General features: G+C 59.5%; 15 protein-coding genes. 12 read left to right on the top strand and 3 right to left on the bottom strand.

Annotation, left to right across the window (positions count from 1 at the left end; translation table 11 throughout):
* The first annotated feature begins 8 nt into the window (after positions 1 to 8).
* From dnaG to AC097P_RS19315, 3 genes are all read left to right on the top strand, one after another.
* Entirely contained in the window at positions 9 to 2,015 is a 2,007-nt protein-coding gene (dnaG, locus tag AC097P_RS19305; protein ID WP_479612048.1) for a DNA primase, read from the top strand.
* A 305-nt stretch (positions 2,016 to 2,320) separates the two neighbouring features.
* Positions 2,321 to 4,618, top strand: coding sequence for an RNA polymerase sigma factor RpoD (gene rpoD / locus AC097P_RS19310; RefSeq protein ID WP_479612049.1), 2,298 nt, complete (start codon positions 2,321 to 2,323; stop codon positions 4,616 to 4,618).
* Between the two features lie 112 nt (positions 4,619 to 4,730).
* Complete coding sequence (locus AC097P_RS19315) at positions 4,731 to 5,573, top strand: shikimate dehydrogenase (RefSeq protein ID WP_479612050.1); 843 nt, start codon at positions 4,731 to 4,733, stop codon at positions 5,571 to 5,573.
* Here AC097P_RS19315 and AC097P_RS19320 read toward each other — a convergent pair.
* Positions 5,570 to 5,851 carry a late competence development ComFB family protein gene (locus AC097P_RS19320; protein WP_479612051.1) on the bottom strand — a complete coding sequence of 94 codons (282 nt, stop codon included), beginning with the start codon at positions 5,849 to 5,851 and terminating at the stop codon, positions 5,570 to 5,572. The two genes, AC097P_RS19315 and AC097P_RS19320, sit on opposite strands and share 4 nt — an antisense overlap.
* A 226-nt stretch (positions 5,852 to 6,077) precedes the next feature.
* On the opposite strand from AC097P_RS19320, the gene AC097P_RS19325 reads away from it, so the two are divergent.
* The 5 genes from AC097P_RS19325 to dnaJ all read left to right on the top strand — a co-directional run bounded on the left by AC097P_RS19325 (position 6,078) and on the right by dnaJ (position 10,922).
* Entirely contained in the window at positions 6,078 to 6,389 is a 312-nt protein-coding gene (locus AC097P_RS19325; RefSeq protein WP_479612052.1) for a winged helix-turn-helix transcriptional regulator, read from the top strand.
* A gap of 170 nt (positions 6,390 to 6,559) precedes the next feature.
* On the top strand, positions 6,560 to 6,913 hold the full coding sequence (locus AC097P_RS19330; protein ID WP_479612053.1) for an FKBP-type peptidyl-prolyl cis-trans isomerase: 354 nt from the start codon (positions 6,560 to 6,562) through the stop codon (positions 6,911 to 6,913).
* A gap of 120 nt (positions 6,914 to 7,033) precedes the next feature.
* Positions 7,034 to 7,597 (top strand): nucleotide exchange factor GrpE, encoded by a 564-nt coding sequence (gene grpE / locus AC097P_RS19335; RefSeq protein ID WP_479612054.1) that lies wholly within the window; start codon positions 7,034 to 7,036, stop codon positions 7,595 to 7,597.
* Positions 7,598 to 7,695: 98 nt separating this feature from the next.
* Entirely contained in the window at positions 7,696 to 9,657 is a 1,962-nt protein-coding gene (gene dnaK, locus AC097P_RS19340; protein WP_479612055.1) for a molecular chaperone DnaK, read from the top strand.
* A 125-nt stretch (positions 9,658 to 9,782) separates the two neighbouring features.
* A complete protein-coding gene (gene dnaJ, locus AC097P_RS19345; protein WP_479612056.1) occupies positions 9,783 to 10,922 on the top strand; it encodes a molecular chaperone DnaJ in 1,140 nt (379 codons plus the stop codon).
* A 72-nt stretch (positions 10,923 to 10,994) separates the two neighbouring features.
* On the opposite strand, the gene AC097P_RS19350 is transcribed toward dnaJ, so the two are convergent.
* Positions 10,995 to 12,158: a branched-chain amino acid ABC transporter substrate-binding protein gene (locus AC097P_RS19350; protein ID WP_479612057.1), complete on the bottom strand. Its 1,164-nt coding sequence runs from the start codon at positions 12,156 to 12,158 to the stop codon at positions 10,995 to 10,997.
* A 239-nt stretch (positions 12,159 to 12,397) separates the two neighbouring features.
* Here AC097P_RS19350 and trhO point away from each other — a divergent pair, with 239 nt between their 5' ends.
* The 4 genes from trhO (at position 12,398) to AC097P_RS19370 (ending at position 16,973) form a co-directional block, all read left to right on the top strand.
* Positions 12,398 to 13,369, top strand: a complete 972-nt coding sequence (gene trhO, locus AC097P_RS19355) for an oxygen-dependent tRNA uridine(34) hydroxylase TrhO (protein WP_479612058.1) — start codon at positions 12,398 to 12,400, stop codon at positions 13,367 to 13,369.
* Positions 13,369 to 14,040 (top strand): glutathione S-transferase, encoded by a 672-nt coding sequence (locus AC097P_RS19360; RefSeq protein WP_479612059.1) that lies wholly within the window; start codon positions 13,369 to 13,371, stop codon positions 14,038 to 14,040. Before trhO ends, AC097P_RS19360 begins: the two co-directional genes overlap by 1 nt.
* Positions 14,041 to 14,352: 312 nt before the next feature.
* On the top strand, positions 14,353 to 16,044 hold the full coding sequence (gene leuA, locus AC097P_RS19365; RefSeq protein ID WP_479612060.1) for a 2-isopropylmalate synthase: 1,692 nt from the start codon (positions 14,353 to 14,355) through the stop codon (positions 16,042 to 16,044).
* Positions 16,045 to 16,352: 308 nt separating this feature from the next.
* The gene (locus AC097P_RS19370; RefSeq protein ID WP_479612061.1) at positions 16,353 to 16,973 is read left to right on the top strand and encodes an SIS domain-containing protein; all 621 of its coding nucleotides are present in this window, start codon (positions 16,353 to 16,355) and stop codon (positions 16,971 to 16,973) included.
* A gap of 70 nt (positions 16,974 to 17,043) precedes the next feature.
* Here the strand turns inward: AC097P_RS19370 and AC097P_RS19375 are convergent, their stop codons facing one another.
* Positions 17,044 to 18,798 (bottom strand): glycoside hydrolase family 2 protein, encoded by a 1,755-nt coding sequence (locus AC097P_RS19375; protein WP_479612062.1) that lies wholly within the window; start codon positions 18,796 to 18,798, stop codon positions 17,044 to 17,046.
* Positions 18,799 to 18,813: the final 15 nt, after the last annotated feature.

Genomic DNA, 18,813 nt, shown 5'->3' on the forward strand with positions numbered 1-18,813 from the left:
ATCCCGCCATGGCCATCCCGCAAACCTTCATCCAGGAACTCATCGCCCGTGCCGATGTGGTGGAGATCGTGGGCCGTTATGTGCAGCTTAAGAAGGGCGGCGCCAACTTTATGGGCCTATGCCCGTTCCATGGCGAAAAGTCGCCGTCGTTTTCGGTCAGCCCAGCCAAACAGTTCTACCATTGCTTCGGTTGCGGCAAAAATGGTAATGCCATCAGCTTTTTGATGGACCATGCCGGCATGACCTTCATCGAGGCGGTGAAGGACCTGGCCCAGCAGTACGGCATGCAGATTCCCGAGGACGAGGCCTCGCCTGAGGACCGAGCCCGCGCCCAGGAACAAAAGCAGAAGCAGAACACGCTGACCGATGTGCTGGAGAAGGCTGGCGAAGCCTACCGCAAGGCTCTCAAGGATTCAGCCCGCGCCGTCGCCTATTTCAAGGGCCGCGGCCTGTCCGGCCGGGTTGCCAAGCAGTTTGGGCTGGGCTATGCGCCGGAGGGGTGGCGCAGCCTGGCCGGCGTTTTCCCGCATTACGACGACCCACTGCTCGTGGAAAGCGGCCTGGTCATCAGCAACACCGAAGAAGGGGGCAACGAAGAAAAACGTTACGACCGTTTCCGCGACCGCGTGATGTTCCCGATCCGCAACATCAAGGGCGAATGCATAGGCTTTGGTGGCCGCGTGTTGGGTGATGACAAACCCAAATACCTGAACTCCCCCGAAACACCCGTGTTCAGCAAGGGCCGCGAGTTGTATGGACTGTTCGAGGCGCGCAACGCGCTGCGCGAGCACGGCTATGTGCTGGTGACTGAGGGCTATATGGATGTGGTGGCGCTGGCGCAGCTGGGTTTTCCCAACGCGGTGGCCACGCTGGGCACGGCCTGCACGGCCGACCATGTCCACAAACTGTTCCGGTTCACCGATGCCGTGGTGTTCAGCTTCGATGGTGATGCCGCCGGGCGGCGCGCCGCGCGCAAGGCGCTGGATGCTGCCCTGCCCTATGCCACCGATGTGCGCAGCATCAAGTTTCTGTTCTTGCCGGACGAACACGACCCCGACAGTTTTATCCGCGCCCATGGACAGGAGGAATTTGCGCGCTACGTGGCCGAAGCCACGCCGCTGAGCCGTTTCCTGGTGGAGGCGGCACGGGAGGGCTGCGACTTGAACACGGCCGAGGGGCGCGCCCACATGTCCAGCAATGCCAAACCGCTGTGGGGCCTGCTGCCCGACGGCGCCTTGAAGCTGCAACTGCTTGGCGAACTGGCTGCGCAGGTTCAACTGCCCAGCGCCGAGCTGGGCGCTCTGTGGGCGACAACCAGCAATAACGCCTCCCCCGCAAAGACCCCGTCCGCCGCGCGCCAAGGTGGTGATTGGCAACCCGATGACTTCGACGGGCAGACGCCGCTCAGCAGCTGGGGGCACCCGCTGGACGGCGAGGGGTCCACCAGTTGGAAAAGCAAGGGCAGCTGGGAAGGTAAAGGGGGCGGCTGGAAAGGCAAAGGCAAATGGAAGGGCAAGGGCAAGTGGGACCGCGACCGACCCGTGCGCCCACCGCTGCGTGGCCCGCTGGCAAGCCGGGCCGACCACGCGACGCGCATTCTGCTGGGCCACAGTGAGTTGTGGGAGACGCTGTCCAACGAAGACCATGCCCTGCTGTGCGATCTGCCCGCTCCACACGGGCCTCTGGTCGCCTGGCTGGAGACCCAGTTGCACGAACACGGCCCACTGGCCTGGGGCGCGTTGCGTGACGAACTGCAGGGCCAAGGCGCTGAAGAGTTGGCGCTGCGCCTGATGTCCGACCCGACCATGGCCAATGGGGTAGCCGGCGAGGGCGCGGGCGATACCGCAGAGGAATTGCGCGACCTGCTCAACCGCATGCTGATTGACCGCATCAAGGAACAGGAAACGCTGGCCATAGCCGCCGCCAGCAGCGACCCGGCTGCACTTTCCCGCTACCGCGAACTGCATGCGCGGCGCCTGCAGTTGGAGTTGTCGGGGCGCCCAGCAGCCAACTGAGCCGTAAATAGGCCCCATCGGGCCTTGATTTGCGGCACACCGGCAATATCTACTGGAAACACGTGGGTTTGCGGCTATACTACTTGGTTGTTTCGGCAAGAGCGACAGCAGCACCTCCGGGCCAGGCCAAGCGTTGGTAGATCACAACCGGCCACCTTACCGCAAGGACTGCATTCCAAATGTTCGCCCTCCCATCTTGCCCATAGGAATTCCTTTCCTGCCATGCCAGCTGCGCCCGCCCTCTGTAGCGGTGTAGACGGCACCCGATCTGTTCGCCCGTTTTTTTGATGTTCTGAGGTTCTCGCATGCCTGCTCAAAAATCTGTCAAAGCTGTTCAGTCTCCGACCAAGTCCGATAAGAAAGCCAAACCCGTGCCCGCAACCAAGCCACCTGTTACCAAGTCGAAGGCCCAGCTCTTGAAAGAATCCGCAGACGCCCTGCTCAACGCTGGCGCCGCAGCGAAGAAGAAACCCGGACGCCCGCCTAAAGCCGCCGCGGCCGAATCCGATGCACCCCCAAAGACCGGTGCCAAGCGCGGCCGCAAGCCCAAGGCTGCAGCAGCAGAGTCGTCCGGTGACGACATGGACATGTCGGACATCGAGGCGGATCTGGTCGGCGAACCCGAGGCGGTCGCCGCTACCGGCGAAAAGGTCAAACCTCTGCGCATGAAGATCAGCAAGGCGAAAGAACGCGCCTTGATGAAGGAATTCGGTTTGGACGAGACCGTACTGTCCGAAGAAGACATCGCCAAACGCCGCCAGCGCCTCAAAGCCCTGATTACATTGGGCAAGACCCGCGGTTACCTGACCCACGGCGAAATCTCCGACCACCTACCCGACAAGCTGGTCGACGCTGAAACGCTGGAAGTGGTGATCTCCATGTTGAACGACATGGGCGTCGCGGTCTACGAGCAGACGCCAGATGCTGAGACCCTGTTGCTGAACAACAATGTATCCACAGCAGCCACTCAAGAAGAAGCCGAGGAAGAAGCCGAAGCCGCGCTGTCCACCGTGGACAGTGAATTTGGCCGCACAACTGACCCGGTGCGCATGTACATGCGCGAAATGGGTACCGTCGAGTTGTTGACCCGTGAAGGCGAAATTGAAATCGCCAAGCGCATCGAAGGCGGCTTGATGGCCATGATGGAAGCGATCAGTGCATCGCCCGCCACCATTGCCGAAATTTTGCGCCTGGGTGAAGACATCCGCGAAGGCAAGGTCGTCATCACCACCATCGTGGACGGCTTCTCCAACCCCAACGAGGCCGACGATTACGTGGCCGAAGAAGACTTTGACGAGTTCGATGCCGATGACGACGACGATGGCAAGGGCGGCTCCAAGGCACTGACCAAGAAGCTCGAGGAGCTAAAGAAAGAAGCCCTGTCCCGCTTCGACCGCCTGCGCGAACTCTTCGAGAAAGTGCACAAGGTCTACGACAAGGAAGGCTACGGCACACCCCACTACGTGACGGCACAAAAGGGCCTGAGCGAAGAGCTGATGTCCATCCGCTTCACCGCCAAGGCGATTGAGAAGCTGTGCGACATGGTGCGTGGCCAGGTCGATGACATCCGCAAGAAAGAGCGCGAACTGCGCCGCATCATTGTGGACAAGTGCGGCTACCCGCAAGACAACTTCATCGCCGATTTCAGCGGCCGCGACAAGAACGGCAACAAAATTCCATCCCAGTTGCTGAACCTGAAGTGGATCGAAAAGCAAGCCGCTTCTGGCAAGTCATGGGCCGCCGTGATGGGCCGCAACATCCCGCCCGTGCAGGACCTGCAGCAAAAGCTGACCGACCTGCAAGCCAAGGTTGTGGTGCCGCTGGACCAGTTGAAGGACATCAACAAGCGCATGAATGCAGGTGAATATGCCTCGCGCGCTGCCAAGAAGGAAATGATCGAGGCCAATTTGCGCCTGGTCATCTCCATCGCCAAGAAGTACACCAACCGTGGTCTGCAGTTCCTGGATCTGATCCAGGAAGGCAACATCGGCTTGATGAAGGCGGTGGACAAGTTCGAATACCGCCGCGGCTACAAGTTCTCGACCTACGCCACCTGGTGGATTCGCCAGGCCATCACCCGCTCCATTGCGGACCAGGCGCGCACCATCCGTATCCCGGTGCACATGATCGAAACCATCAACAAGATGAACCGCATCAGCCGCCAGCATTTGCAGGAGTTCGGTTTCGAGCCCGATGCTTCCGTGTTGGCCGAGCGCATGGAGATTCCGGAAGACAAGATCCGCAAGATCATGAAGATCGCCAAAGAGCCGATTTCGATGGAAACACCGATCGGCGACGATGACGACAGCCACCTGGGCGACTTCATCGAAGACGCAGCCAATACCGCGCCGATGGAAGCGGCGATGCAAGCGGGCCTGCGCGATGTGGTCAAGGACATTCTGGACAGCCTTACGCCGCGCGAAGCCAAGGTGCTGCGCATGCGCTTCGGTATCGAGATGACGTCCGACCACACTTTGGAAGAAGTCGGCAAGCAATTCGACGTGACGCGCGAGCGCATCCGCCAGATCGAAGCCAAGGCGCTGCGCAAGCTCAAGCACCCCAGCCGCTCCGACAAGCTGCGCAGCTTTACCGACAACTTGTGACCCCCACGCTCCGCCGCTACGCGGGTCGCTGCCCCACTACCGAAGGGGTCGCTGCGCACCGGGGGCTAATTTTCATTGGGGCGGCCCTGCGAAAAATTGCCGTTTCTGTCCCATGGCGTTAGAAGCGCCCTACAAGCTTGCAGGGGTCATGGGCTGGCCGGTGGTGCACTCGCGCTCACCGGTCATCCACAACCACTGGATCGCTGAGCACAGCCTGCGCGGTGCCTATGTGCTGTTACCGGTACAGCCCGAGCGTATTGAAACCGCGTTGCGCGCGCTACCAGTGCTGGGCTTTGCGGGCTGCAATCTGACGATTCCGCACAAGGTCTCCGCGCTCGAAGTGGTAGACCAGGTTGATGCCCTGGCCCAGCGCATAGGCGCGGTCAATACCATCGTCGTGGAGCCAGACGGCTCACTGACGGGTTGCAATACCGACGGCTTTGGCTACATCCAAAGCCTGCGCGACATCCAGCCCGAATGGCGTGCCGATACCGGACCGGCAGTCGTGCTCGGTGCGGGCGGTGCGGCACGGGCCGTGATCGTCGGCCTGATCGACAGCGGCGCCACCGAGATTCGCCTGACCAATCGGAGCTGGGCTAAAGCCCACGACATGGCGCAGGAGTTTGGTGGGCCAGTGCGTGCCATTCCCTGGGACGACCGCCACGATGCGCTGGCGGGTGCCGCCCTGTTGGTGAACACCACCAACCAGGGCATGCATGGCGAAGCGGCGCTGGACCTACGGCTAGATCAGCTGCCCACACAGGCATTGGTTTCAGACATCATCTACGTACCGCTGGAAACACCGTTGCTGGCCGTTGCGCGCCAGCGGGGGCATGTGACGGTGAACGGTTTGGGCATGTTGCTTAACCAGGCGCGTCCGGCGTTTGGCGCGTGGTTCGGCGTGCTACCCCAGGTGACGCCCGCGCTGCTCACCAAAGTATTAGCAACGTTTTAGGCTTCGGCTTTGTTGGTGCGCTCCAGCACAAAGCCAAACGCGAACTGCAGCACCTCTTCCAGCGACAACTCAATGGCGTGGCGTTCCTGCTCGGTCAGGTAGAACATCAGATCCACGTCATGGCGCACATAGCGCGCCGGCAGGCGGTTCAGTGCCACACATGCGACATCGCCCAGCATATCGGACGTGAAGTCCTGGTGTTGCTCCGAGCGGCGGGCCACTTCTTCAAAAATGAGACGCTCGTAGTAATTGTGAACCTGCTCAAAATTAAACACCATGGAAATCTCCCGAAGGCTGACCAAAACAGGCCGTTTGTCGCAACCTTAGCACCTCCGCAAGCGGCTGACAAGCTGCTGGCGACCCACAGCCAGCTATGAAACTTGTAGCATGGTAAAAACTGCGATATAGTTTGTCCTAAGTAAACAGGCTGCGCAACTTTGCAAGGCGGCCGTCGTGGCCAAGCGGTTGGCCGGCCGAGAACACGCGTCAAGGAGAGGTAAGTTAATGAGTGCTAAAGAATCGGCCGCCATCGGCCAGCTGCTGAGCCTGCTGGAGTCCCGCTATGCCATGCGCGTGCTGTGGGCCTTGCGCGACGGACATGCACAGACTTTTCGCCTGCTCCAGGACAGCGTAGGCGGCATTACACCTAACACGCTCAACACGCGTATCAAGGAGCTGCGAGAAGCTGGCCTTATGACCCATGGCAGTGACGGTTACTCCGTAACCAATCTGGGTGCCGATCTACTGAAACGCCTGGGAGACCTGCAAGCATTTGCCGGCAAATGGGCTACGAACCAGGCTAAAAAGGCGGTCTGATCGTTCGCTTTCAGGCCCAGTGGCCTACCAAAGAAGACAGGTTCGGCCTGTCTTTTTTTCGTCTGCGGCATAATCCTCGGCTTTGCCCGATGGCTTAGAGGTAGCGTGCTTTGCCGCGCATCCTCCGCCATTCGCGATGCCATGCGCCCATTTTTAACAAAGGATTCCCCATGATCACGACCGCCACCGGATTGCAGTACGAAGACACCACCGAAGGTACCGGGGCTACCGCTACCAAGGGCCAAAGTGTGACCGTCCATTACACGGGCTGGCTGTACAACAACAGCACCCAGGGCGCCAAGTTCGACTCCAGCAAGGATCGCCAGGACCCGTTTGTTTTCCAATTGGGTGCCGGCATGGTCATCCGTGGCTGGGACGAAGGCATGGCCGGCATGAAGGTTGGTGGCGCCCGCACCCTGATCATCCCCGCAGCCCTGGGCTATGGTGCTCGGGGTGCCGGTGGCGTGATTCCGCCCAACGCCACGCTGAAATTCGACGTGGAGCTGCTGGGTACTTCGACCTGATCAGCGCTGCAAGCAAATTCAGTCCCAGCTTGGGACTGAATTTGCTCTTGAATTGCGCCACTGAGCCCCCATACCTAGGCTCATTCAACCGAACCACCCGTCAAACTTCTACCTAATTGCATGTCTGACCAGCCATCCACCCCCCAAACAGAGCCGTCTGAAGAAAGCTTTCAAAGCACGGAAGGCGCTTTCGCAAGCCACGCTACGTCCGAGCTTGATACCTTAGCCCAGGTTCAAACGGAATTAGCAACTTTGCAGGCCAAGACCGGCGACCTCGCTGACCAGTACCTACGCGCCAAAGCGGACGCCGAAAACGCCCGCCGCCGTGCCGAAGAGGAAATCTCCAAGGCTCGCAAGTTCGCCGTAGAGAGCTTTGCCGAGAGCCTGCTGCCCGTAGCCGACAGCTTGGAGGCCGGCCTGACCATCAAGGACGGTACGGTCGAACAGATCCGTGAAGGCGCCCAGGCCACTCTGCGCCAATTGGTCGCCGCACTGGAACGCAACAAGGTCATGGCCATTGCACCCACCGCAGGCACCAAGTTCGATCCGCACCAGCACCAGGCCATCAGCGTCGTGCCGTCCGAGCAGGAGGCCAATACTGTCGTGAGCCTGCTGCAAAAAGGCTACCTGATTGCGGACCGCGTCCTGCGCCCGGCGCTGGTTACGGTTTCCGCACCCAAATAGGGCGCAGCGCTAGCGGCACACTGAAAACCACCACTTGAAATCCGGATATCTGGCTTCAAGTGAGCGACATCTGAATTCAACTGATCTAGGAGAAGAAAATGGGAAGAATCATCGGCATTGACTTGGGAACGACCAACAGCTGCGTCGCCATCATGGAGGGAAACACCCCCAAGGTCATCGAAAACGCGGAAGGTGCGCGCACTACGCCCTCGATCATCGCCTACCAGGAAGATGGTGAGGTCTTGGTTGGTGCTTCTGCCAAGCGCCAATCGGTGACCAACCCCAAGAACACGCTGTACGCCGTCAAACGTCTGATCGGCCGGAAGTTCTCCGAGAAAGAAGTGCAAAAGGACATCGACCTGATGCCCTACAAGATTGCCGCAGCCGACAACGGCGACGCCTGGGTTGAAGTGCGTGGCAACCGCATGGCGCCACAGCAAGTCAGCGCTGACATTTTGCGCAAGATGAAGAAAACTGCCGAAGACTACCTCGGCGAAGAAGTGACGGACGCTGTGATCACGGTTCCCGCCTACTTCAATGACGCACAGCGCCAAGCTACCAAGGATGCAGGCCGCATCGCTGGTCTGGACGTCAAGCGCATCATCAACGAACCCACCGCTGCCGCGCTGGCTTTTGGCCTGGACAAGCAGGAAAAGGGCGACCGCAAGATCGCCGTGTATGACTTGGGTGGCGGCACGTTTGACGTGTCCATCATCGAAATCGCCGATGTGGATGGCGAGAAGCAGTTCGAAGTGTTGTCTACCAACGGCGACACCTTCCTGGGCGGCGAAGACTTTGACCAACGCATCATCGACTTCATCATTGCCGAGTTCAAGAAAGAACAAGGCGTGGACCTGGGCAAAGACGTACTGGCCCTGCAACGCCTGAAGGAAGCCGCTGAAAAGGCCAAGATCGAGCTGTCCAGCAGCGCGCAGACCGACATCAACCTGCCCTACGTGACAGCCGATGCCTCTGGCCCCAAGCACTTGAACATCAAGCTGACCCGCGCCAAGCTGGAAAGCCTGGTTGAAGAGCTGATCGAGCGCACCATTGCCCCTTGCCGCACCGCCATCAAGGACGCAGGCGTCAAGGTCTCTGACATCCATGACGTGATTTTGGTCGGCGGTATGACCCGCATGCCCAAGGTGCAAGAGAAGGTCAAGGAACTGTTCGGCAAGGAACCCCGCAAGGATGTGAACCCCGACGAAGCTGTTGCTGTGGGTGCTGCGATTCAGGGTCAGGTGCTGGTCGGTGACCGCAAAGATGTGTTGCTGCTGGACGTGACACCTCTGAGCTTGGGCATTGAGACCATGGGCGGTGTCATGACCAAGATGATCACGAAGAACACGACCATTCCGACCAAGTTTGCACAGACTTTCTCCACCGCGGAAGACAACCAGCCCGCCGTGACGATCAAGGTGTTCCAGGGTGAGCGCGATATCGCGGTTGGCAACAAGATGCTGGGCGAGTTCAACCTCGAGGGCATTCCACCCGCAGCCCGCGGTACACCGCAGATCGAAGTGTCCTTTGACATTGATGCCAACGGCATCTTGCACGTGGGGGCCAAGGACAAGGGTACCGGCAAGGAAAACAAGATCACCATCAAGGCCAACTCGGGCTTGAGCGAATCCGAAATCCAGCAAATGGTGAAAGACGCCGAGTTGAACGCCGCGGACGACAAGAAAAAGGTCGAACTGGTGCAAACCAAAAACCAGGCCGATTCCAGCATCCACAGCGTGAAGAAGAGCCTAACCGAGTACGGTGACAAGCTCGATGCCGCTGAAAAGGAAAAGATCGAGGCGGCCATCAAGGACCTGGAAGAAGCCATCAAGGGCGACGACAAGGCATCCATTGACGAGAAGAACACCGCATTGATGGCTGCCAGCCAGAAGCTGGGCGAGAAGATGTACGCCGACATGCAGGCCAAGCAAGGTGCTGAAGGCGGACAACCCGAAGGTGGTGACCAGGCGGCACAACATGCCGGCGCTAGTTCATCGTCGGCGCAATCCCACGATGACAACGTGGTGGACGCCGAAGTCAAGGAAGTCAAAAAGGGCTAAACCACACGCGCTTTGCGTGCTGATTTGGCGCGCCGCGCCCGAAAGATTCTCCAGGAATCGTCGGCGCGGCGTTTTGCATCAAGTTTGCGTATCGATTCAAAGACCAACAACATTGTCTGGCAACCATGGCTACTAAAAGAGACTTTTACGAAATCCTGGGCGTTGCTAAAAACGCCTCTGACGAAGACATCAAGAAGTCTTATCGCAAGCTTGCGATGAAACACCACCCGGACCGCAACCAAGGCGATTCCGGCAAGGTGGCCGAAGAAAAATTCAAAGAAGCCAAAGAAGCCTACGAAATGCTGTCGGACCCGCAAAAACGTGCGGCTTACGACCAGCATGGCCACGCCGGCGTGGACCCCAATATGCGCGGCCCTGGCGGTGAAGGTTACGGCGGTTTTGCCGAAGCCTTTGGCGACATCTTTGGCGACATGTTTGGCCAGCAACGCGGCGGGCGCCCCGGCGCCGGTGGCCGCCAGGTGTACCGCGGCAGCGACCTGAGCTACGCGATGGAAGTCACGTTGGAGGAAGCGGCCCGCGGCAAGGATGCACAGATTCGCATCCCCAGTTGGGATTCCTGCGAAGTCTGCAAAGGCAGCGGCGCCAAGCCTGGTACCCAGGTCAAGACCTGCGGTACCTGTACCGGTACCGGTTCGGTGCAGATGCGCCAGGGCTTCTTCAGCGTGCAGCAAACCTGCCCTACCTGCCGCGGCACCGGCAAGGTTATTCCCGAGCCCTGCATGTCCTGCAATGGGCAAGGCAAGGTCAAAAAGCAGAAAACGCTGGAAGTCAAAATCCCAGCCGGCATCGACGGGGGCATGCGTATCCGCAGCACTGGCAACGGTGAGCCCGGCACCAATGGCGGGCCGCCGGGGGACCTGTACATCGAGATCCGCCTCAAGAAACACGACATCTTCGAGCGCGATGGCGATGACCTGCATTGCTCGGTCCCTATCAGCATGGCAACCGCTGCGCTAGGCGGCGAGATCGATGTGCCCACATTGGCCGGCAAGGCAGCCATTGATATTCCCGAAGGCACACAAACCGGCAAGCAGTTCCGCCTGCGCGGCAAAGGCATCAAGGGCGTGCGCGCCAGCTACCCTGGTGACCTGTACTGCCACATTGCAGTAGAAACACCAGTCAAACTCAGCGAGCACCAACGCCGCTTACTGCGTGAACTGGATGAATCTTTGAAGAAAGGCGGAAATAAGCATTCGCCGTCGGGCGACAGCTGGACTGACCGGCTCAAGAGCTTTTTCAGCTAAAGCCCGGCACGGTCAGCGCCCCGTTGCTGGCCAACCTACCGCCACCTCTGCAATAGACGGGGCGGTATTTTTTTACCAGTTGTCCGAACGCACCTCTGGTTCCCACTGCAGCGGGCGCGCTGCCGATACGCCGATGACGCCGTAGCGCTGCTCGCCCTTTTCGTCCCAGCGCATGGAGCCGGTCACCGGTGCATAGCCGTCAATCTTGCGCAGCGCCTGCAGAACGTCCACAGGCTTGGCCGATTCGGTGCGGCGAATGGCCGCTGCCAGCACATGCATGGCATCGTAGGTGTAATGACCGGCGTAGGCCGGAGCCACCTTGTAAGCCGCCAGGTACTTCTCAAGAAAAGCCTTGCCGGTGGGGAACTCGCGCGCGTCCAGAATCGGGGACGTCGCGTAAAGACCGCTGACAATGCCAGCGCCCTTCAGCATATCGGTAGTCTTGATGGTGTCGCCACCCAGCATGAAAACTTTGGTGTAGCTAATCTTCTTCAACGCTTCCAGCAAAGCCAGGTTCTGGAAATCACTGAGCGTGGTAACGACAACCTCAACGCCCGCTTCCTTGAGCTTGCCGGCCAGGTCATCAAAGGCGCGCGTCTTGTCGTCGAATGACTGCTTCAGCACGATGTCTTTCTTCGCGCCGGTCAGTTCCTTGATGGCGCCCGCTGCCAGATCCTTGCCGTAGGGGGTGCTGTCATCCAGCACGGCGTACTTGGTCGCCTGAAACTTGGATGCAGAGAAGCTGCCAATCGCCTTGGCCTGCAGCGTGTCATTTGCTACCAGACGGAAAGTGGTGGGAAAACCCAGTTGCGTGAACTTAGGATTGGTCGAAATCGCCATTTGCGCAATGTTCTTTTCCGCGTAGATCGGCGCAGCGGCGATGCTGACACCCGAATTCAGATGGCCAATGACGGCCACCACGCCAGCGTCCACCAGTTGTTTGGCCACTTCCTTGCCGGTGTCAGCGCTGGCCCTGTCGTCCACGGCGACCACTTCGAGTGTCACCAGTTTGCCCTTGACCCGGAAACCCTCCTTGTTCAACTCGGCAACTGCCAGGTTCACTCCATTGAGCAAATCCTGGCCCAAAGCAGCCAGATTGCCGCTCAATGGCTGGGCTACGCCGATCTTGATCGTAGACGGCGGACTGTCGCAGCCCTGCAACAGGACAACACTGGAACCAGCTATGGCCAGCGTGATGGCGGATAGGGCGTGGCGGCGAGAGAGGGATATTGGCATGGAGGTGCTCGGTAAGGAAGGTAGGAGAAAGGCTTAAGAAACAGGTTAAGGTCACTGTAGGCAGCTACGCGTTTAACGCTGCGAGGGTTTTACCTTGGTCAGTGCAACATTGCAGCCATATTAGCGCGCCTTATAGGTAAAACGTGGAAAAAATCGACAGCGAAAGCATCGCATCTCTTCTGACAGAGTGCCTGCCCCAAGCGTAAAGCAAAAAGGGAGCCAGCTTTTACAATACTGCCATGCTAAACCAACGATTTCTCACCGCCGCGTTCTACAAGTTCGTTGAATTGGCCGATTTTGAAGACCGCAAAGACCCGCTGCTGGCTTTCTGCGAGCAGCACAATGTCAAGGGCACCATTCTGTTGGCACGCGAAGGCATCAACAGCACCATCGCCGGAGCACCTGAAGATGTCCATGCTGTGCTGGCCTATCTGCGCAGCGACCCGCTGCTGGCCGATCTGCAGCATAAGGAATCCTACGCCGAGACGGCACCCTTCTACCGCATGAAGGTGCGCCTCAAAAAAGAGATCGTCACGATGGGCGTGCCCGGCACGGACCCAAGGCACATCGTCGGAACCTATGTCAAACCCGAAGACTGGAATGCGCTGATCGCCGACCCCGACGTTGTGGTGGTCGACACTCGCAATGACTACGAGGTGGCGATAGGCACGTTCAAAGGTGCGATTGACCCGCACATCCGCACCTTCTCTGAGCTTCCCGCCTGGGCTGCACGAGCTGAGGCACTGCGCCCCAATGCCGACGGCAAGAAGCCAAAGGTAGCGATGTTCTGCACCGGTGGCATACGCTGTGAAAAGTCCACTGCGTACATGAAGGCCCAGGGCTACGGCGAGGTCTACCACCTGGAGGGCGGCATCCTCAAATACTTGGAGACCGTACCCCCGGAGCAAAGTCTATGGGACGGCACCTGCTTCGTGTTTGACGAGCGCGTCTCGGTAGACCACGGACTGACCCCAGGCACCCACAAGCTTTGTCGCGGCTGCCGCATGCCACTGGAAGAGGGTGCGACCGAGTCGCCGCTTTTCGAGTTGGGCGTGAGTTGCCCGCGCTGCCACGCCAGTACAAGCGAAGTGCAGAAGAACCGCGCACGTGAACGCCAACGCCAGTGGGAGTTGTCCAAGGCGCGCGGAAAGGCGCATATCGGTCAGGCCATGCCACCCAAGGCCACCGCCGAGCCTGACGCCGCGCCCTGATGGCAGCTATCGCGCCCACCGCCGCGCCCTACCCCATCCTGTATTCGTTTCGGCGCTGCCCCTACGCCATGCGTGCGCGGCTGGCGCTGGCGGCCAGTGGCACGGTCTGTGAGCTGCGCGAAGTGGTGCTAGCCCGTAAACCGCCTGCGCTGCTGCAGGCATCCCCCAAGGGTACGGTGCCGGTTTTGGTGCTGGAAGACGGTTTGGTGCTGGAGCAAAGCCTGGACATCATGCTGTGGGCGTTGCGCCACAACGATCCGCGGCAGTGGTTGCCACCGTCGGCGCAGGCCATGGCCGATGCGCTGCAACTGATCACAGAGTGCGACGGTGGCTTCAAATACAACCTGGACCGCTACAAATACCCCAACCGCTACGCCTTGCCCGATGGCTCAGAGCACAGAGCTCTAGGTGCACAGTTCTTGCAAACGTTAAACGAGCGGCTGGCAAGCGATCGCCACCTGATGGGCGCGCGCTTCGGTTTGGCGGACGCCGCCATCGCTCCCTTTGTCCGCCAATTCGCGCACACCGACGCTGCCTGGTTTGCCAGCCAGCCATGGCCGGCCCTTCAACTGTGGCTGGCTGCGTTTGAGACATCTGACCACTACGCACAGGTGATGGAAAAGTTCACTGCCTGGACGGCGGACCAGGCAGTGCAAGTTTTCCCGGCGTGAACACCGCTATCAATTTCGTAGCTGCTTACGCACGTTCCACAAGGGCTATAGCCCGATATGCCATACAAGCTTTGCTTTATCGGCGCGGATCATTTGCATCAGCAGCCGGGTGCGTTTTGCGCCCGAAGCCCCGGCCTGACTTTTTCGGTTAGTATTCGACCATGAACACATTTGCACTAGTGCTACTACTAATCCCCTTCGGGCGGAGACGGTAGCGCACGCATTAGCGCAAGTCACACGGCCCGTAGCTACCAGCAACGGGCCGTTTTTCATTGGGTTGCTGGTTCTTGTTTTTACCCAGGAGAACCCAGCATGTTGCAAGATCCCAGCCGAAAGTACCCCGCCTTTGCGCCCATTAGCCTGACCGACCGCACCTGGCCCAATGCCGTGCTGAAGCAAGCCCCCGTCTGGCTCAGCACCGATCTGCGCGACGGCAACCAGGCGCTGATCGAGCCCATGGACATGGCCCGCAAGCTGCGCATGTTTGCCCACCTGCTGGAGATCGGCTTCAAGGAGATTGAGGTCGGCTTCCCCGCCGCGTCGCAAATCGAGTTTGATTTTGTACGCCATCTGATCACGCAAAACCTGGTTCCCGATGGCGTGACCATCCAGGTCATGACGCCCGCCAAGGATGCGCTGATCCGCCGCACGATGGAAGCCGTGGTCGGCGCCAAGCGTGCGATCGTCCACGTCTACAACGCCACGTCACCGGTCATGCGCCGCGTCGTGCTGGGCATGGACGAGGACGAGATTGTCGAGCTGGCCACCACCCACGCAAAACTGATCCAGGACCTTGCACGCCAACAGCCCGGCACACACTGGACCTTCCAGTACTCGCCCGAGCACTTCTCTGGTACAGAGTTGGCGTTTTCCAAACGCGTCATCGACGCTGTCACCGACGTCTGGCAACCCACGCCCGACCATCCCTGCATCATCAACCTGCCCACGACGGTCGAACACTCCACGCCCAACGTGTTTGCCGACATGATCGAGTGGATGCACCGCAACATCGCGCGGCGTGACGGCGTTGTGCTGTCGGTCCACCCGCACAACGACCGGGGCACCGGCGTAGCGGCGGCCGAGCTGGCGATGATGGCCGGTGCACAACGCGTGGAAGGCTGTTTGTTTGGCAATGGCGAGCGCACCGGAAACGTGGACATCGTCACCATCGCACTCAACCTGTATACCCAAGGTGTGTCGCCTGAGCTGGACTTCGCGCAGATCGACGAGGTGCGCCGCATGGTGGAGCACTGCAACCAGTTGCCGGTGCACCCACGCCACCCATACGTCGGCGAGCTGGTTTACACATCGTTCTCGGGCACACACCAGGACGCCATCAAGAAAGCCTTTGCCCTGCGTGCGCAGGCCACACCGGACGACGTGTGGGCTATTCCCTACTTGCCCGTGGACCCGATGGATTTGGGACGTAGCTATGAGGCCGTTATCCGCGTCAACAGCCAGTCAGGCAAAGGCGGTATCGCCTACCTGCTGGAAACGGAGTACGGTCTGGAGTTGCCGCGCCGCCTGCAGATCGAATTCAGCCAGGTCGTGCAAACCGTCATGGACGCCGAAGGCAAGGAGCTTTCTGCACAAGACCTGTGGGAACTGTTCCAACGTGAGTACGGCACCAATAACACTACGACGCCGCAGGTACAGCAACGCGCATCAGGCGACGGTGTTGCGGTAACTGCCGAGTGGCACGGGGCGCAAATCCAGGGGCACGGCGCCGGCCCCATTGAGGCTTTTGTGAACGCGGTGAACACGCTGTCGGGCACCAAGGTCCGCGTGCTGGATTACCACGAGCACGCCCTGGGCGCTGGCGCAGATGCGCAGGCCGTTGCTTACCTGGAGCTGCGCATCAACGAACAGCACACCGTGTTTGGCGTCGGCTTGGATGCCAACATTGTTTCCGCTTCGTTGAAAGCGATTGTCAGCGGCCTGCAGCGTGGGCAGCTACGCACATTGGCAGCCCCATCGGCGAGTCCCGAACTGGCCCAAGGTTGACGGGCCTCCAGCAGCGTAGCCATCGACATAGCCAGCATGTGGTCCAGTTTGCGACAGCAGGCCCACCGGAATGCCGAGCCCGCCCCGTCCGTCTACATATTGTGTTGTGCCAGCAGCTCCATCAAGCGCCCGCGCACCACAGCGGACGCGTTCAACAGCGATGTGCTGCTCTGGCTGGCGGATGCGATCAACATGGCGGCCCAGCGCGCCAATTGCTGGCTACGATGGTGCCGAAGACGAAGCGTGTATGCATGCCGCAAAGGTAAAGCAAGCCGGCCGCAAACCGGTCAAGCGCAATAGTTGAAAATATGCCGACCACAACTGTCCGGACCAACCCCTTGAAGCACCACATCGAAACCAGTTTGCGCGAAGCCCAGACAGCGCTTGGCGCCCTGCTGGCCAACCCCGCGGCCTTGTCCACCATTGAGCAAGCCGCCGCTACTTTGATAGCGGTCTTTACGGCCAAGGGGCGGGTCTATGCCTGCGGTAATGGGGGCTCCATGTGCGACGCCATGCACTTTGCCGAAGAACTCACCGGCCGCTACCGCAAGGACCGCGCCGCCCTGCCAGCCACCGCCATCAGTGACGCCGGTCACCTGACGTGCGTGGGTAACGATCTGGGTTATGACCAGGTGTTCTCGCGCTACATCGAAGCGCATGGCCGGCCTGGCGACTGTCTGGTGGCTTTAAGCACCAGCGGCACAAGTAAAAATATCTTGCGGGCAGCCGAAGCTGCAAAGGCCATCGGCATGCGGGTCATTGTGCTCAGTGGCCGGCACAGCGCCGCTTTGGAGGCGCTCAGCTCCGTCTACGTTTGTACAACCGGCGGCAGTTTTGCCGACCGGGTACAAGAGCTGCATATCAAAGTCTTGCACATCCTGATCGAATTGATAGAGCGCCACTTCTACCCCGAGAACTATCTGGAGTAAACCCGCGGCAGACCCAGGCCCGCATCCGCCCCTGCTCTGCAGCGAGCGCGGTGCCAACCCGACTCCGGCGCTATTGCCGGGTTGCCCGTGCGATTTGGTCCAGTGGCAGCTTGGGGGTACGGTCTGCGTAAAGCAGACCATTTGTCTCCTGGAATGTATCGGCGAACTGGGTGTAGCAAAACCCACTGAACATGGGCGTAGTGTTCGCAACCTCGAGCAAGTGGTCATAGAGTTCCAGAAACTCCTGGGCATTCTTCGCCGTGGAATATCCCCAAGCTTCACTCCCGCTGGATGACAGGCTTTTCTCCAATGAAACCCCACCGAATTCGGTAAGCATGATTGGCTGCCCGCGATGCGGGTAACCGTCCAGCGTCAATATCCGTCCCCCGGGGCGACGCCGATCGAACAGCTCTTGTGTTTGTGCAGAGTCGCTGTAACGCGCTGCCAATCGCAGCGGGTCAGAATCGTAATCGTGAATCCCAATGATGTCGGTAGCGGACGCTTCCCACCCATCATTGCCGATGACGGGACGCGTTGGGTCCAGCGTACGCGTCAAATGGTACAGCGCTTCCACGGCATTGCGATGGGCTTGGGTGGAAGTCAGATTGGGCACGCCCCACGATTCGTTGAACGGAACCCACACAATGATGCAGGGGTGGCTGTAGTCACGATCAATGACTTCGCTCCACTCGCGCACCATGCGGTTGATGGCAAGCGGCGTAAAGCGGTACGCGGATGGCATCTCCTCCCACACCAGCAAGCCAAGCCGGTCGGCCCAGTACAGATAGCGAGGATCTTCAATTTTTTGGTGTTTGCGAACACCGTTGAACCCCATGGCCTTCGCAAGCTCAACGTCTTTGCGAAGTGCGTCGTCGGAAGGGGCCGTCAGCAAAGTGTCGGGCCAATACCCCTGGTCCAGAACGAGGCGCAGCTGGTAGGGTCGGCCGTTGAGCATGAAACGGTCGCGGTTCACATTTACCGAACGCAATGCCGTGTACGAGCGTATGTTGTCGATGGCCTTGCCCTGGTGCCACAACGTGACTTCAACATCGAGCAAGGTGGGCCGCTCGGGGCTCCAAAGCAGTTCGTTGCGAGAGTCGTCGATACCCGGATCAGAAACTGCGATTTTTCGGTGCGCTTCGCAGCCTATTATTTTGTAGCGATCATCGGCCAGCATGACGGAGTCGTTCCAGATTTTTACTTCAACGGTCAAGTCGTCCAGCGTGTCGCCACAAATGAAGGTCTCGCAACCGATTTCAAACCCATCGAAGTAGGGTGTCCAGCGTAACTTTTGGATATAGGTTCGTGGCACACGCTCCATCCATACGCTTTGCCAAATGCCAGTCGTGCGGGGGTACCAAATGGAATGCGGTTGCGCTTGCCAATCCTGCTTGCCGCGCGGTTTGGCAAGATCGAAAGGGTCGTCCTCCGCATAAACCGTTACCGTTTGGAGACCAGTGTGCCGAAGTGCGCGTGTGATATCAGCAAAAAAAGGCGTGTGCCCCCCCTCGTGGCGGACGACAAAGTGGCCGTTGACCCATACCTGAGCCATGTAGTCAACAGCGCCAAAGTGCAGTAGCACGCGCCCGTCTTGCGGGTCTATTTCCACCTCACGCTGGTACCAGCAGCCTCGGTGAAATCCATGGTCACCAATTCCGCTTGCGTCGGATTCAGGTGAATAGGGCACTTCAATTTGCATCGCCCATTCGATCGGATCGGAGGGGTGCGTCCATTGCCGGTCGTTATCGAAGGTGAACTTCCAGGTCCCGTTAAGCGACTGCCAGTGTTCGCGAACCATTTGCGGACGGGGGTAGGCCGGATCCATCATATTTTTCCTTTA

Source organism: Rhodoferax sp. ZS1R8 (genome assembly GCF_056521325.1).